Genomic DNA, 14,498 nt, shown 5'->3' on the forward strand with positions numbered 1-14,498 from the left:
CTACTTGCCCTTGGCCTCCGCCTTGATGCTCCGGCGCAGCGCATCCATGATGTTGATGACATTGCCGGCCGTCGGAGGCGGCGACTTGACCTTGGCGGGACGCTTTCGGCCCTTCTTCTTTGACGCGATGATATCGAGCAGCCGGTCCTGGACCGGGTCGTCAGCCATTCTCGGATCCCATTTTTTCGTGCGCTCCGAAATGAGCGTCTTGACCAGTGCGAGGGCCCTGGAATCCGGCTTTGCCTGCTTGAGATGGGCAAAATAGTCCTCTGCGCTACGCACTTCGTCACCATACCGCAGCGTCCACAGCACGATGCCCTTGCCGCGCGGTTCCAGCATCACGGCCCGCTCGCGGCGGTAGAGCACGAGTCGCGAGATACCCACCGTACCCGTCGAGGCCATGGCTTCCCGGATGACGGAAAAGGCCTCTTCGCCGACCATGTCATTCGGCACCAGGTAGTGGGGGGAATCGTACCAGATCCATTCGATGCTTTCGCTCGGCACAAAGGTCTCGATATCGATGGTGCGCGTGCTCTCCATCGCCACCGCTTCGATCTCGTCGTCCTCCAGCATGACATAGTCGTCCTCGCCGCGCGGATAGCCCTTCACCTCATCGTCTTCGCTCACCGCCTTGCCGGTGACTGCATCCACATAGCGGCTGACGACGGGGTTACCGGTCTTTCCGTTGAGCGTACGGAAACGCACCTTATCCTCTTGAGATATCGCCGGCGACATTGCGACGGGGCACGTCACCAGGGAGAGCTTGAGATAGCCTTTCCAGAACGCGCGCGGCGCCATCAACCCTTCCTTTCGAGCGGTAGATGTTTCGACAGCGCGAAGCGCTCGGCAAAAGCAATGTCCTCCTGCGTGACGACGGGAATGGGATCGGACAAGATGGCGAGCAGTGTCTCGCGCGAGATCGAGTCCTCTTCCAGCGCCTCCATCAGCGCGCCACGCGTCTCCCGCTCCGCACGAAGCAGAGCAGCCAGCGCCAGGATCAATCGGTCCTTGTTGTCCATCGTGTCCTCCAAAGCCACGGATATGCCTCTAATGCGACAGTCCCCGGGTAGTTCCCGGAACGTCGACTAAGGCGAGACCGCGTTGCAGGTCGCTCAGATCACCGCCAATAGCGGCGTGATTTTCGTCAGCTTCTGACGAGACGTATGAGGTCCGACTGTCGGGTTACCCCAGTCTTGGCGAACACCGATTTCAGATATTGGCGAGTTGTGCCGATGGAGATTGCCATCATCGCCGCAGCGTCCTTCATTTTTGTGCCGCCGCAGACAAGCGCAGTGAGCTCGGCCTCTCGGTCTGAAAGGCCGAATTGTGATGCGATCTGATGGGAACTGAAACGATTTGATTTTTCGGGATCGGATATGATCAGCACAGCCGAGATCCCAATCCCATACCGATCAACACCCATGTGGCTACCGGGAAATATCTTGACCGTGAGCGCAAGTCCGCGTCGCTGTGGCACGGACAAGCGGTGAGGCGTTCGTGAAGTTACACAGTGTGGATTGCAGCTGACAAGATCGAGATCAGATGCACGCCCTATCGCTGATTGTAGCGCATTATCAAGAGCGTGGTTTGTTGCTCTCACGCGACCGTTCACGCACGACAGACTATCGCAAGTGGCAAATAGCGCGTCGGCTTCCTGGTTGATGAACACGACCCTGCCGTCTTGATTGAGAAGAACGACAGCCTCATCGACAAGATCGAGAATCTCGAAACTTCGCGATTCCCTCTCTCGGCTTGCTTCAATCCTTGTTCGTATCTCGTTTGCCTCGACCACATGGGAAGCCAACAGATCAATTGTCAGCAAGTCTTGGTTGGAAAAATCGCGCCCCTGTCTTGCGGAACGGCAGACAAAGAGAACAGACGAGGCTCCTTCGCTCGCAAGTTTGGTGGATGCTCCTAACCCGCCATCTATATGCCGAACGAACTCTTGATAACTCTCGCTCTCCGTTATCACCTGCAAGGGCAGATGATCAGTCACGCGAAACGCCTTTCCCGGCGGTATTCGTTTGAACGAGGAATCCGCGAAATCACTCGTCCAGAGCGTGTCTAGGCAGGTTAGCTCGTCAGCTGCAAGCCGATTACAGGCAAGGCGCGTATCCTGCCCGCTACGGTTCCGGCGGGACAGAACGACGTGCTCGGCTCCGACGGCGTCACGCAGGATGTCCAGGCCGCTTTGGGTGTTTCCTTCGTTCGCCCAGCTATAGATCGACTGGATTTTGTCCAGAACGTGCTCAGGTTTCACGCTGCATTACTCCCATATAGGAATAGCGGGTAGGTCAAAGAACGGCAATTATGTGCTGGAGCATTCTATATCCGCAAGACTTTCTTTTGGAATCGAAAGTGGTTGCGAGTTCATCGGAGATAAGAATATGCCTTTTTATAGCACTGTATATGGCGACAACTATCTCAACGTCCTCACAGGCCGCTCATGGATTACAACCAACCCGAGAACCGGCGCAGGTTACAACGACGACAATCAGTGGTTTGACACGATCTACGGTCTTGGAGGCAACGATAAACTCTATGGCCTCGGGGGCAACGATACCCTTCATGGCGGTGACGGCGATGATCAACTCTTTGGCGGCAGAGGAAACGATCAGCTGTTTGGCGGGCTTGGCAGCGATATTCTGAATGGCGACGAGGGCGACGACACGCTCTACGCCGGAGGTGGCGGATATGACCAACTGTTTGGCGGAACTGGCTGGGACACATTCTGGGGAGCTGCCGGATACAACAGCGTCATGTGGGGCGATGACGGTGCGGACAGGATGTACGGCGGCACCGGCAGCGAGGAGATGCACGGCGGGAATGACGCCGATACCTTGCGAGGCGGTTTTGGCAATGATCGAATGTGGGGTGATCACGGCAAGGATGACATGCAGGGCGGGGAAGGCGACGACACCATGTCAGGTGGCGTAGGCGACGACCTGATAGCGGGCGATGCCGGGGCAGACGTTATCTACGGAAACGAAGGCCGAGATAATATTTCCGGTGGGAGTGGCAACGATATAATCTGGGGCGATGCTGCCAATGTGGTTTCCACATCCACTTACTATCACAATGACACGATCAACGGTGGAACTGGTAACGATCAAATCTACGGTGGCGTCGGCCTCGATACCCTCAATGGAGGCTCCGGTAGAGACACGATCTATGGCGGTTCCGGCGACGATGTTATTGACAGCGGAGACAGTGACAACGGGATGATAATCGTCCTAGGGGACGTCGATTACCTCTATGGCGATGATGGCAACGACAGGATCTACGGCCGCAACGGCAGCGACTATCTCTACGGCGGCAATGGAAGTGATTTGCTGCTGGGTGGCAATGGAAACGACCAGCTTGCCGGCGACTCCGGCAATGACAACCTTTATGGCGAAGATGGCGCTGACACGATACGCGGCGGAACCGGCAACGACAACGTCAACGGTGGCGCTGGGAACGATGCACTCTGGGGCGACGAGGGCAATGATGGTGTCTATGGGAAGGAAGGCGACGACCAGTTGTGGGGTGGCGACGGCAATGACGATATGTGGGGTGACGCCGGCAACGACATTCTAAGAGGTGGAGCTGGCGATGACGTGCTCCACGGGAATGACGGTGACGATATCCTGTTTGGCGATCAAGGGACGAACAGGCTGTTTGGAGAAAACGGAAACGACCGCTTTATCGCAACCGATGCGATTGACCATATCAATGGCGGAGCCGGCGTCGATAGCCTCTCCTTCCTCCCCTATCTCTCCGTTGGCGTCTCCGTGAATTTAGCGACGGGAAAAGGGCTCGCGGGCCACGCGCTGGGAGATACATATGTCGATATCGAGAACGTTTCCGGCAGTTGGGGAGCGGACACTCTGGTTGGCAGTACCGCAGCCAATAGGCTGTTAGGCGATAAGGGGAATGACATCATTCGCGGTGGCGGCGGGAATGATAGGCTCGAGGGTGGTGACGGTGCTGATTCCATCACTGGCGACACGGGTAATGACACGTTGTACGGCGGAGCCGGCAATGACTCTCTCCGGGGCAGCGCAGGGCGCGACACCATTTTCGGCGGCACCGGAGCCGATGTTTTCCTTTATTCCGCCACAACGGACAGCGGCACCACCGCTGCAACCCGCGACGTTCTAAAAGACTTTGATCGGGCAGAAGGCGATCGTATCAATCTATCAGGTATGGATGCCTCGGAAATAGCCAGCGGCAACCAGGCCTTCCTGTTCCGTGGTACAGCCGGCTTCAACGGAGCTGCTGGCGAACTGCGCTACAGCGTCGTTGATGGGGATGCCTTTCTCTTCGGAGATACTGATGGCGACAAAGTCTCCGATTTCTCGATCCAGTTCGAGAACGTCACGAGTCTCGCGGCCACAGATTTTCTACTCTAGGAACACGTTATCTGAAGTGGCTATCTGGTTCACGGTGGTGGCTGACTGTGTAAGCGGGCGAGGGCGACGAAACAGCCCTACATCAGGCTTTATCCAGTCGGCTTCATCATTTCCGCACGGCCGATCGCGGCAAACCCGTCCCCACCCCTACCTTATCTTCGAGCGCGATGTCGCAGCCTCGATCACCGACCCCACGACTTTCTTCCCGTCAATGCGTGTCGCATCCCCTAAGGCTCACCCCATGCGTTCGGAGGCGTATGAGCCCGGCGACGGCGGGAAGACGATGGTCTTGTTGCCGTTCATGAAGGTGCGGTGGTGGATATGGGCGTGCACGGCGCGCGCCAGAACCTGGCTCTCCACGTCCCGGCCGATCGACACATAGTCTTCCGCCGACTGCGCATGCGTGATGCGCGCCACGTCCTGCTCGATGATCGGACCTTCATCGAGATCCTCGGTGACGTAATGCGCCGTCGCACCAATCAGCTTCACGCCGCGCTCGAACGCCTGCTTGTACGGGTTGGCACCCTTGAACGACGGCAGGAACGAGTGGTGGATGTTGATGATCCGGCCCGACATCTTCTTGCACACCGCATCCGACAGAACCTGCATGTAGCGGGCAAGCACGATCAGTTCGGCGCCGGACTGTTCCACCACCTCCATCAGCCGTGCCTCAGCCTGCGGCTTGTTCTCCTTCGTCACCTTGATGTGGTGGAAAGGGATGTCGTGGTTGACGATGACCTTCTGGTAATCGAAGTGGTTCGACACGACGCCGACGATGTCGATCGGCAGCGCGCCGATCTTCCAGCGGTAGAGCAGGTCGTTCAGGCAATGGCCGAAGCGCGACACCATCAGCAGCACCTTCATGCGCTCGTCGCTGTCGTTGAAGCGGTGGGTCATCGCGAACTTCTTCGCGACCGGTGCAAAACCGGCCTTGATGTCGTCCTCCGACACGCCTTCCTGGGAAAGGAAGGTCAGCCGCATGAAGAACAGGCCCGTCTCCAGGTCGTCGAACTGCGAACTGTCCGAGATGTAACACCCCTTTTCGGCGAGGTAGCCGGTGATCGCGGCCACAATACCGCGGGTCGATTGGCAGGATACGGTCAGGACGTGGCTTTTCATCGAAGGCTCCGGGCGTGGATCGCAAAAGGATGGCGCGGCATTTGCAGCCGCGCCACAGGGTCGCTTGGGAGGCGAAGCTCAGGCTGCCAGCAGCGCTTTCAGCCGGATATTTGGGGAAGCAAGGGCTTCGGGATCGAGGGACTTGCCGGCGGCGATCAGCATTTCCGCAAGGCGGATTTCCCGGGCGACGGCATTGCCGGGGCCGATGCCACTGGCCGACAGCAGCCGGCCCGCCTCATCCAGGTCGAAAATGATGAAGGCACCGTTGCCGAGATCGCGTCGCACTGACCGACGGCTGCCAGCTGACAGACCGGCCACCTGTAGCGTAAGGTCGTACTGATCGGACCAGAACCAGGGAACGGTAGCGACAACCTCTTCGGCACCGAGAAGATTGGCGGCGGCGATCAATGCCTGTTCCTGGGCACTACGCCAGGATTCCAGACGCACGCGCCGGTCACCGTAGACGTAAAGCGGAAACGAGCAGCAATCGCCGGCGGCAAAAATATCCGGGTCGGAGGTGCGCAACCGGCGATCGACGGCAATGCCATTGTCGATCAACAGCCCGGCGTCGGCGGCAAGCTCGACATTCGGCAGCGAGCCGATGCCGACGACGAGGATATTGGCGTTGATGACGCGGCCGTCCGACAGGGCAATGCGCACCGCATCATCCGCCGCGATCAGCTCATCGACGCGGGCGTTGCAGATGATCTCGACGCCTTCGGCAGCATGGCGCGATGCCACGACCTCTGCAACATCGGCCGGTACGCCGCGCGAGAGAATACGCGGCATGCCTTCGAGCAAGATGACGGATGCGCCGAGGCTGCGGGCTGCGGCGGCAAGTTCCAGACCGATGAAGCCGCCGCCGAGGATGGCGATGCGGCTCTCCGGGGAGAGATGCCGGCGGATACGCTGCGCATCGGCATGGGTGCGCAAGGACAGAAGACGCGGGGCGCCACTCTCGAAAGCCGGCAGCGGTCGCGGGCGGGCGCCGGTTGCCAGGAGCAACTTCGTGTAAGGCAACCGTACACCGTCGGAAAGATCGACCATTCGGCTGACGCGATCGATGGCTGTTACGGACACGCCCAGCCGCAGATCGATGTTCTGCGCGGCGTAATCGGCAGGGCTTGCGATGAACCGCGGCTCGGCACCGGCCGCGATGCCATCCTTGGACAGGGGCGGCCGCTCATAGGGTGCATGGTCCTCGGCCCCGACGAGCGTGATCGCACCGTCAAAGCCGCGTTCACGCAGGGCCAGTGCTGCACGCCCACCGCATTCCCCGGCACCAAGGATGATGATCGAAGTCATTGAAAGGACCTTTGCTGTTGGCCGCACCGATCTTCTCGCCCGGCGGTGGAAACGAGGTATTGCTGGAACGCTGTTTTCATGTCCTTGAAACTCGAATAACCGCTCAGGCACGCAAGCCGCGTGATCGTGGCCGGGGAGACGCCGCAGGCCTGCGCAACCAAGCGCAGCGATCCGAATGCGGCAACTTCCGGCTTATCGAGAAGCAGCCGCATCGCCTGTTCCGGACGTGTCGAAAACGCAATCCGCCTTTCGGCAATCAACTGCTTGAGATCGACGATGCTCGGTGTAGCCTGCTGACCTTTGGAAGGCATATCAGATCTCCTCAACGGCGCGCCCAAACGCCCTTCCGTAGCGCTTAGCTTACGAAAAGGTCTCTCCAAGGCACTCACTCCAGCACAGAAGCCAGCGAGACCGGGTTGCCCGTCTTGACGGAGAGGGTTGCCGCCTCCGCCATGGCCAGCGCGGCAACGCCATCATCCAGCGTCACCGGCACAGCATTGCCGCCATTGACAGCCTCGACGAATGCCGCCCACTCGGCCGCATAGGCCGGCATGTAGCGTTCCAGGAAAAAGTAGGTCGGCTTGGCGCCGGTCACGCCCTGCGTGGTCGATTTCACCACGGTGTTTTCAAGCATGTTCTGGGCCTGCAGCAGTCCTTCCGACCCCAAGAGCTCGACCCGCTGGTCGTAGCCATAGACGGCACGGCGGCTGTTCTTGATGACAGCGATGCGGCCATCCGCATAGGTCAGCGTCACCACGGCTGTATCGACATCCCCTGCCCCACCGATGTCCGGATCGACGATGGACGAGCCAACGGCTGTCACCGTCTTGGGCGCAGCACCCATGATGAAGTTCGCCATGTCGAAGTCGTGGATCATCATGTCCCGGAAAAGACCGCCCGAAACCTTGATATAAGCGACCGGCGGGGGGGCCGGATCGAAGGAGGTGATGGACAACAGCTCGGGCCTGCCGATCTCGCCCGCATCGACGGCGTTCTTCAGCGTCGCGAAATTCGGATCGAAACGCCGGTTGAAGCCGATCATCACCGGGCGGCCCGTCGCGGCGACAGCCTTCTGGCAGGCCTGGGCACGAGCAAGGCTGAGATCGACAGGCTTTTCACATAGCACAGCCTTGCTGGCCGCCGTTGCCCGCTCGATCAGGTCGGAATGGGTGTCGGTGGAGGTGGCAATCAGCACGGCATCGATCGTGCTGTCACTGAGGATGGCGTCCGTGCTGCGCGCTTCGGCGCCATATTGGGCCGCGATTTTTTCGGCCGCGGCGGTATTGATGTCGGAGATGGCGACAAGCGTGCTGCCGGGGTTTCCAGAGATCGCAGTGGCATGCACGCCGGCGATGCGGCCGGCGCCGAGAAGGCCAACTTTAAGCATGGGATTTTCCTTTATGATCAGAGACCGAACTCGGTCTTGAAAGCGTTGAATTCCGTGTCGCAGATCGCGACGTTGTGTCGTGGTTGCGGATAGGCACCGGAGTTGACGTCAGCAATGAACTCGCGGAAAGCCTCGATGCGCTCCCGCTGCAGTCTGTCGAATTCGGCGGCGAAGTTTCGATAGGTCTTGGCATGGCGCGGCCGGTGGCCATCGGTATGGCCGAGCACATCTTCGGCGAAAAGATATTGCGCATCCGCTCCCGGCCCGGCTCCCATGCCGAGCATGATCATCGACGTGTTCTGCGAAATCAGCTCGCCGACGCGATCAGGAACGACTTCCAGTTCCGCGCCAAAACAACCGATCGCCTCGAGTTGCTTGACCTGACGGAACACCTCGACAGCCTCCTGCGTCGTCTTGCCGACCGCGCGAAACCCGGTCCAGGTGATGTAGGACGGAATGAGCCCGACATGGGCGACGATCGGGACATGATTGTCGCAAAGCACCTTCTGGATATCCAGCGAGGCGGCGCAGTAGAAGCAATCACCACCCATGGCGGCAAAATGGTAGGCGGCGCGCAGATAATCCTCGGCGGTCGCCAGCGGACGCCCCTCGAATTTGCCCCAGCCGCCATAGGGAAGCCCGACCTGTACGAAGCAGCGGCCGGCCGCAGCGCGCATCTCGGGCGAGAAGAAACGACCTTCGATCGACAGCATGTGAATGCCCGCCGCGTCCGCAGCAGCAGCTTCCTCCAGCGTCGTGACATAGAGCATGGAAATTTTTTCGCCGCGCGCCTTCATGGCGCGGATGTCGGCAACCGTCGGGCGGGTACTCTTATGAACCATAGGATCACACCGTGAATGCGTTGCGGAAGGCTTCAAGGGCGGTTTCCGGATCACCGGAGGCGAAGGCCTCCATGCCGACCGGGCCAGCGTAACCCATTGCCTTCAGGGCTTTTGCGATGCCGTGCCAGTTCACTTCCCCCGTGCCGGGTTCGCACCGACCGGGCACATCCGCCACCTGGATTTCACCAATCCAGGGAAGGCACTTGCGGCACAGTTCGATCAAATTCCCTTCGCCGATCTGCGCATGATAGAGGTCGAGGTTCAGCCGCAGGCGCGGATGATCAATGCTGGAAACCAGCGCCAGCGTATCTTCGGCCCGACCGAAGGGCACACCGGGATGGTCCACCGGCAAGTTGAGATTTTCCAGCGTGAAGGTGACGTTTTCCTCTTCCGCCATCTCGACGATGCGGGAAAGCGTATCGCGCGCCTTGAGCCACATGGCCCCGGTGACGACCTCGATCGGCTGCACGGGAAGACCACCCTCGCCAAGGCCAGTCCCATGAAGGTTAAGCCGTTGGACAACGAGACGCTTGCCGACCTGCGCCGTCTCCCGGGCGGTCCGCAACAGCTCGGCCGCACCGTCATCGTCCGTCAGGCGGCCGGTCAGATAGCCATTCATGATGGTGAAGGTAGCGCCGGTGGCTTCGAGTTTCGCCAGGTCATGCTCCGGCCAGTTCCAGAGGCCGACACCGAAACCCATTTCCTTGAGACGAGAGGCGCGCCATTCGATGGGGCGATCCCGCCAGATCATTTCGGCGCAAGCCGCTAAAGCAAACTGTGTCATATGATCAGATCTCTATAAAAACGTCGCCATTCTCGACCTTCACAGGCCAAGTTCGGAGGTTGATGCAGGCAGGCGCACGTTTCGCCTCGCCGGTCTTGTAGTCGAAATGCGCGCTGTGCTTCGGACACTCGATGGTTCCATCCATCACGAGACCATCGGCCAGATGCACATGCTCGTGCGTGCAGATGCCATCGATGCAGAAGAACTCGTCTTCAGGGCTGCGGACCACCAGAAAGGTGCGTCCGCCATGATCGAAACGGATCTGCTCTTCGAGTTCGACGTCGTCGGTTGCGCAGGCACGGGTCCAGGTCCCCATTCTCTCTTCCTTTGGCATTTGGATTTTTGGTGGTGCGGCGATCAGCCCGCCGCACCGGAAAGCTGTGGCGCGTGGCCGTCATGGGTTGCGATGTAGCCGTCGATCTGCGCCTCGAGCTCCGCCATGGTCTCACCGCCGGCCATCAGATCGGTAATCTCCTCGCGGGTCTTCTCGCCCTTGCGGAAATCGGCAGCGATCGCGCCGCGGATCAACACTGCGAAATGATCGCCCACCGCCATGGCGTGCATGACCTGATGGGTGATGAAGACAACCGCCAGGCCCCGACGCTTCGCCTCGTTGACGATACGCAGAACGTGCGTTGCCTGCTTGACGCCAAGGGCCGCGGTCGGCTCGTCGAGGATCAGCACTTTCGCGCCGAAATGCACGGCGCGGGCAATGGCAAGCGACTGTCGCTCCCCACCCGAGAGACCGCCGACAAGACGATCCCCATCATCGATGCGGGTAATACCGAAATCCTGGATCGCCTTGATGGCCACGGCATTTGCCTTTTGGCGATCGAAGATCTTGAACGGTCCCCACCCCTTGGTCGGCTCGACACCGACAAAAAAGCTGCGACCGATCGACATCAGCGGAAATGTGCCGCCAAACTGATGCACCGTGGCAATGCCGCGAGTACTGGCGTCGCGCGGGCCGGTAAACTCGACGGGTTGCCCTTCCATCTCCATGGTGCCGGAGTTTGGACGATAGACACCTGAGAGCGTCTTGATCAGCGTCGACTTGCCGGCGCCATTGTCGCCGAGCAGGCACAGAACCTCGCCTGGACAGATATCGAGCGAGATGTCGTTGAGGACATCGATCGGGCCGAAGGACTTGCAGATATTCTTGAGCTTCAGGATTGGAGTAGCCACGACCGACCTCACTTCTTCTTCGGCGAATAGGAGAGCGCCATGCTGCGGAAGGTGTTGTTCATCAACACGGCCAGCAACAGCATCACGCCGATGATGAGGCTCGACCAGTTGCGGTCGAATGATGTGAAGTAGATGCCCTGGTTGACGACGGCGAAGGTAATGGTTCCGAAGAAGATCCCGACGATCGAGCCGAAACCGCCGGTCAGCAGCACGCCACCCACGACCACCGATATGATCGAGTTGAAGATGAAGGACATGCCGGCCGAGACCTGCGCCGAATTGAACAGGATGGCCTGACACATGCCGACGAAGGCAGCACTTGTCGAGGAAAGCACGAAGAGCGCGATGGTGAGTTTTGCCGTCGGAATACCGGCATTGCGGGCGCTGACCCGATCCCCACCCATGGCGAAAATCCAGTTGCCGTAGGGCGAATAGTGGATGACGTAGATGTAGAGCGCCGTCAGGGCCAGCCACCAGAAGATGATGACCTGGAACGTGTTGGCGACGAACTGGCCGAAGAAGAACTTCGCCAGTTCCGGTGCCTTCAGCGCGACGCTTGTGGTGCCGGTCAGCAGAACGGAAAGCCCAAGCACGAGGCCGGCGACAGCAAAGAGAGTGCCGAGCGTGACAATCAGCGACGGCACATTGGTGCGAACCACGAGAAACCCGTTCACCAGCCCGACAAACACACCAAGCCCGAGTGAAGCGGCGATCCCGATCCAGATCGGCAAGCCATAATAACCCGAGATGATCGCAACCGTCATCGAGCCGGCAGGGATCATCGAGCCGATGGAGATATCGAGTTCACCGGCGATCATCAGGAGGCCGATCGGAAAGGCAACGATACCAAGATTGGCCGCAACGTTCAGCCAGCTTGCGGCACCTGCGGGCTTCAGGAACTCAAGACTCCCGAAAACAAGAAAGAAGACGAAGACGCCGAACAGGCCGAGAAAGGCGCCGGCTTCCGGCCGGCGAAACAGCCCGCCGACGGAAAAGCTGGCGGCGGGTGAAGTGATCGGTGTCTGGACCATGGCGATCGGTTGGCTTGCGGTTTTGGAATTCATGATGGTTCCCCTTCCCGGTTTCCAGGCTGCAGCAGGGCCGCTCCCTGGGAGGTGCAGGGAGCGGCCGGTGAGCATGCGCGTTACCGCGCGCCCTTCGAGACGCCGGAAAGCGTCGAGTCGATGTTGGAGGCATCGACGATGCCCGGGCCGGTCAGCACCGGCTTCACGGGGAGATCCGTCCCGAAATCAATATGGGAGGCGAGCAGCGTGACGGAGAGAAGCGACTGCAGATAGGGTTGCTGGTCGATCGCAAAGAGCTGGGCGCTGTTCTTGATACGGTCGAGGGCCGCCTCGTTGAAATCGAATGAGCCAAGCTTGACGTTTTCGACCTTGCCGGCCTGCTGAATGCCGCTTGCCGCCGCATCCGCATCTCCTGCGCCGATGGTGATGACGCCATCAATCGTGCCATCCTGCGTCAACGTCGCCTTCACGGCTTCGGCAATCGCCGTCGGATCGCCGAAGCTCGTGGCCGGTAGAGGCAGCTGCTTTCCTGCGCCGCCTGCCTTGGTTACACCGTCGATCACGCCCTTGCAGCGGGCTTCCTGGTTGGCGCTGCCCGGCAACGTGTTGACGCAGAGGACATTCTTCTGGCCGCCCTTGCCGAAATATTCACCGCCGGCAACACCGGCAAGATATTCGTCCGAACCGACATAGTTGATGGCACCCAGTTCCTTCGCCTTTTCGAGCGAGCCGGCATTCATGAGGATGACCTTGATACCGGCATCGACTGCGGCCTTGATCGCCTCGTCTTCGGCTTCCGGCACCCAGTTCGGAATGACGATACCGGTCACACCCTGGCTAATGGCGGTGCGGATCAACCCGGCGGCATCCGGGCCGAGATTGTCGTAAGTCTGCAGTTGCAGATAGCTCACCTCGCCGCCATTCGCTTCAACGACGAAGCGGCTGTCATCGACCCCTTTCTTGATCTTGGTCCAGAAAGCATCGTCGGTCTTGCCGCCGACAACGGCGATATCGGCAGCAAAAACAGCCCCTGCCGTGAGACAGATGGCAACGGTGGTCGCTAGCGCCTTGGTCATGGTGGTCAGCAGTGTCATCGGGTTCTCCTCCCCAGTTTCCGCCGGATGGCGGGCTTCAAAAAAGCTGCAGTTTTCCATTGGCGCCCGCCTCCTCGCGAGCGCCATGGGATTTCAGAAAGATCAGGAGCTGGCGCGCGCCGCCTTGGCGTTCATGCGCGCCTTCTTCTTTTCGAAGCGGGCCTCCATCTGCGCATCGCCTTCCTTGGTGCCGTCGTGCCAGGTGCCAAGCCACTTATCGAGCGGGATCAGGCCATCGCCGCCGTAGTTCACCTCGAAGTATTTGTGATGCAGGTAATGGGCGTAGGCATGGGTATCGAGCGGTGTTTCCTCGGTGATTTCGAGCTTGTCGAAGCCGATATGACCATTGACCGCGCCGAAGCCGGCAATGTGAAGCTGGAACATCGCGACTACAGGGTTCGACGGAATGACCAGGTGCCAGAGAGCGACAGCGTGATAGAGGAAACCTTCGACCGGGTGCATCGAGAGAGAGGACCAAGGCGATGGGTTGACCGAATTGTGGTGTACCGAATGGATCCAGCGATAAAGCGGCCCCCAATGGATCAGCCGGTGGATGATGAAGAAATGCACCTCATGGATCATCGGGGCGACGGCAACGAGAAATGCGAGATAGTACGGGTTTTCGGCCCAGCTCAGCCACGGAACCCAGCCATTGGCAAAGACCCAGAGAAACCCTACCTCCACCACCGTCCAGAGCGGGATCGACAGGAAAAACGAGCGCATGAAATTGTCGATGTTCTGGCTCTTGAACCAGAAAACGTCGGATGGCTGCTCGCCGGGGAATTTGGCGTTGTACTTGAAACGGTTGCCCTGCTTGCGCTTGACATAGAAGAACAGCTCCACCGAACCGTAGAAGACGAAGATGGCCGCCGCATTCACCGCGTAGAGCCAGAGCGCCCAGCCCCAGCTCAGCGTTTTCATCACCTCCACATCCGGCACGACATAGAACCAATAGAGAAGTGCCGTCGCCATATGGAAGGCGTTCCACGGCCAGATATACTCCGGTAGCCATTTCAAAACGGACGGGATCCTTGGTGGCCATGCCCAGAACGGCGCGATCTCGATCCGCCCGTTCGGCGCCCAGTCGCCGCGCTTGTTGCGCTTCCCGTATTTGAGATCATCCATCGTCCTGCCTCCCGGACGCCCTGCGTCCAATGCTCCTGATACCGGGAGAAAGCTTGCATGCGGACATGGCTCGGCCGTTCTCGGACAAGAGCCCAAGCCGCATCAATCAGCCATGTCGAATGCATTTCCTCCCGGGCGGCGGAGCTTCGTGCCCACCCGCCGTCGTCTGGAAACGACAATGCCAACTTGACGTCCGTTAAATCAAGACGCATCTCTTGAGAGAGAGACATTCGTGTCA

The 14,498-nt window shown here is 59.6% G+C and carries 15 protein-coding genes; 1 reads left to right on the plus strand and 14 read right to left on the minus strand.

Annotated elements, in window-relative coordinates:
* The 3 genes from ku to MUU55_RS22975 all read right to left on the minus strand — a co-directional run bounded on the left by ku (nucleotide 1) and on the right by MUU55_RS22975 (nucleotide 2,260).
* A complete protein-coding gene (ku, locus tag MUU55_RS22965) occupies nucleotides 1-798 on the minus strand; it encodes a non-homologous end joining protein Ku (RefSeq protein ID WP_244763098.1) in 798 nt (265 codons plus the stop codon).
* Nucleotides 798-1,019, minus strand: coding sequence for a hypothetical protein (locus MUU55_RS22970; RefSeq protein ID WP_244763099.1), 222 nt, complete (start codon nucleotides 1,017-1,019; stop codon nucleotides 798-800). The genes ku and MUU55_RS22970 overlap by 1 nt, the downstream gene beginning before the upstream one ends.
* A gap of 125 nt (nucleotides 1,020-1,144) precedes the next feature.
* Entirely contained in the window at nucleotides 1,145-2,260 is a 1,116-nt protein-coding gene (locus MUU55_RS22975) for a helix-turn-helix transcriptional regulator (protein WP_244763100.1), read from the minus strand.
* Nucleotides 2,261-2,312: 52 nt separating this feature from the next.
* Here MUU55_RS22975 and MUU55_RS22980 point away from each other — a divergent pair, with 52 nt between their 5' ends.
* The gene (locus MUU55_RS22980; RefSeq protein WP_244763101.1) at nucleotides 2,313-4,394 is read left to right on the plus strand and encodes a calcium-binding protein; all 2,082 of its coding nucleotides are present in this window, start codon (nucleotides 2,313-2,315) and stop codon (nucleotides 4,392-4,394) included.
* 234 nt (nucleotides 4,395-4,628) lie between these two features.
* On the opposite strand, the gene purU is transcribed toward MUU55_RS22980, so the two are convergent.
* The 11 genes from purU to MUU55_RS23035 all read right to left on the minus strand — a co-directional run bounded on the left by purU (nucleotide 4,629) and on the right by MUU55_RS23035 (nucleotide 14,260).
* A complete protein-coding gene (gene purU / locus MUU55_RS22985; protein ID WP_244763102.1) occupies nucleotides 4,629-5,513 on the minus strand; it encodes a formyltetrahydrofolate deformylase in 885 nt (294 codons plus the stop codon).
* Between the two features lie 78 nt (nucleotides 5,514-5,591).
* Complete coding sequence (locus MUU55_RS22990) at nucleotides 5,592-6,818, minus strand: NAD(P)/FAD-dependent oxidoreductase (protein ID WP_244763103.1); 1,227 nt, start codon at nucleotides 6,816-6,818, stop codon at nucleotides 5,592-5,594.
* Nucleotides 6,815-7,129 carry a MurR/RpiR family transcriptional regulator gene (locus MUU55_RS22995; protein WP_244763104.1) on the minus strand — a complete coding sequence of 105 codons (315 nt, stop codon included), beginning with the start codon at nucleotides 7,127-7,129 and terminating at the stop codon, nucleotides 6,815-6,817. Before MUU55_RS22995 ends, MUU55_RS22990 begins: the two co-directional genes overlap by 4 nt.
* Before the next feature lie 74 nt (nucleotides 7,130-7,203).
* Nucleotides 7,204-8,205 carry an inositol 2-dehydrogenase gene (gene iolG / locus MUU55_RS23000; protein ID WP_244763105.1) on the minus strand — a complete coding sequence of 334 codons (1,002 nt, stop codon included), beginning with the start codon at nucleotides 8,203-8,205 and terminating at the stop codon, nucleotides 7,204-7,206.
* Between the two features lie 17 nt (nucleotides 8,206-8,222).
* On the minus strand, nucleotides 8,223-9,047 hold the full coding sequence (locus tag MUU55_RS23005) for a 3-methyl-2-oxobutanoate hydroxymethyltransferase (RefSeq protein WP_244763106.1): 825 nt from the start codon (nucleotides 9,045-9,047) through the stop codon (nucleotides 8,223-8,225).
* A 4-nt stretch (nucleotides 9,048-9,051) separates the two neighbouring features.
* Complete coding sequence (locus MUU55_RS23010; RefSeq protein ID WP_244763107.1) at nucleotides 9,052-9,831, minus strand: TIM barrel protein; 780 nt, start codon at nucleotides 9,829-9,831, stop codon at nucleotides 9,052-9,054.
* 4 nt (nucleotides 9,832-9,835) lie between these two features.
* Entirely contained in the window at nucleotides 9,836-10,147 is a 312-nt protein-coding gene (locus tag MUU55_RS23015) for a MocE family 2Fe-2S type ferredoxin (protein WP_244763108.1), read from the minus strand.
* Nucleotides 10,148-10,188: 41 nt separating this feature from the next.
* Entirely contained in the window at nucleotides 10,189-11,016 is an 828-nt protein-coding gene (locus tag MUU55_RS23020; protein WP_244763109.1) for an ATP-binding cassette domain-containing protein, read from the minus strand.
* 8 nt (nucleotides 11,017-11,024) lie between these two features.
* Nucleotides 11,025-12,047 (minus strand): ABC transporter permease, encoded by a 1,023-nt coding sequence (locus tag MUU55_RS23025; RefSeq protein ID WP_244763148.1) that lies wholly within the window; start codon nucleotides 12,045-12,047, stop codon nucleotides 11,025-11,027.
* Between the two features lie 113 nt (nucleotides 12,048-12,160).
* The gene (locus MUU55_RS23030; protein ID WP_244763149.1) at nucleotides 12,161-13,117 is read right to left on the minus strand and encodes a substrate-binding domain-containing protein; all 957 of its coding nucleotides are present in this window, start codon (nucleotides 13,115-13,117) and stop codon (nucleotides 12,161-12,163) included.
* Between the two features lie 120 nt (nucleotides 13,118-13,237).
* Nucleotides 13,238-14,260, minus strand: coding sequence for a sterol desaturase family protein (locus MUU55_RS23035; RefSeq protein ID WP_244763110.1), 1,023 nt, complete (start codon nucleotides 14,258-14,260; stop codon nucleotides 13,238-13,240).
* Between the last annotated feature and the right edge of the window lie 238 nt (nucleotides 14,261-14,498).

The organism is Shinella curvata, from assembly GCF_022899935.1.
GTDB lineage: Bacteria > Pseudomonadota > Alphaproteobacteria > Rhizobiales > Rhizobiaceae > Shinella > Shinella curvata.

Excerpts from the sequence above, each read along its gene's own strand:
- MUU55_RS23025 (WP_244763148.1), bottom strand. The coding sequence starts at position 12,047 with ATGGTCCAGACACCGATCACTTCACCCGCCGCCAGCTTTTCCGTCGGC.
- MUU55_RS23035 (WP_244763110.1), bottom strand. The coding sequence starts at position 14,260 with ATGGATGATCTCAAATACGGGAAGCGCAACAAGCGCGGCGACTGGGCG.
- MUU55_RS23030 (WP_244763149.1), bottom strand. The coding sequence starts at position 13,117 with ATGACCAAGGCGCTAGCGACCACCGTTGCCATCTGTCTCACGGCAGGG.
- ku (WP_244763098.1), bottom strand. The coding sequence starts at position 798 with ATGGCGCCGCGCGCGTTCTGGAAAGGCTATCTCAAGCTCTCCCTGGTG.
- MUU55_RS23005 (WP_244763106.1), bottom strand. The coding sequence starts at position 9,047 with ATGGTTCATAAGAGTACCCGCCCGACGGTTGCCGACATCCGCGCCATG.
- MUU55_RS22995 (WP_244763104.1), bottom strand. The coding sequence starts at position 7,129 with ATGCCTTCCAAAGGTCAGCAGGCTACACCGAGCATCGTCGATCTCAAG.
- MUU55_RS22990 (WP_244763103.1), bottom strand. The coding sequence starts at position 6,818 with ATGACTTCGATCATCATCCTTGGTGCCGGGGAATGCGGTGGGCGTGCA.
- purU (WP_244763102.1), bottom strand. The coding sequence starts at position 5,513 with ATGAAAAGCCACGTCCTGACCGTATCCTGCCAATCGACCCGCGGTATT.
- MUU55_RS22970 (WP_244763099.1), bottom strand. The coding sequence starts at position 1,019 with ATGGACAACAAGGACCGATTGATCCTGGCGCTGGCTGCTCTGCTTCGT.
- MUU55_RS23010 (WP_244763107.1), bottom strand. The coding sequence starts at position 9,831 with ATGACACAGTTTGCTTTAGCGGCTTGCGCCGAAATGATCTGGCGGGAT.
- MUU55_RS23015 (WP_244763108.1), bottom strand. The coding sequence starts at position 10,147 with ATGGGGACCTGGACCCGTGCCTGCGCAACCGACGACGTCGAACTCGAA.
- iolG (WP_244763105.1), bottom strand. The coding sequence starts at position 8,205 with ATGCTTAAAGTTGGCCTTCTCGGCGCCGGCCGCATCGCCGGCGTGCAT.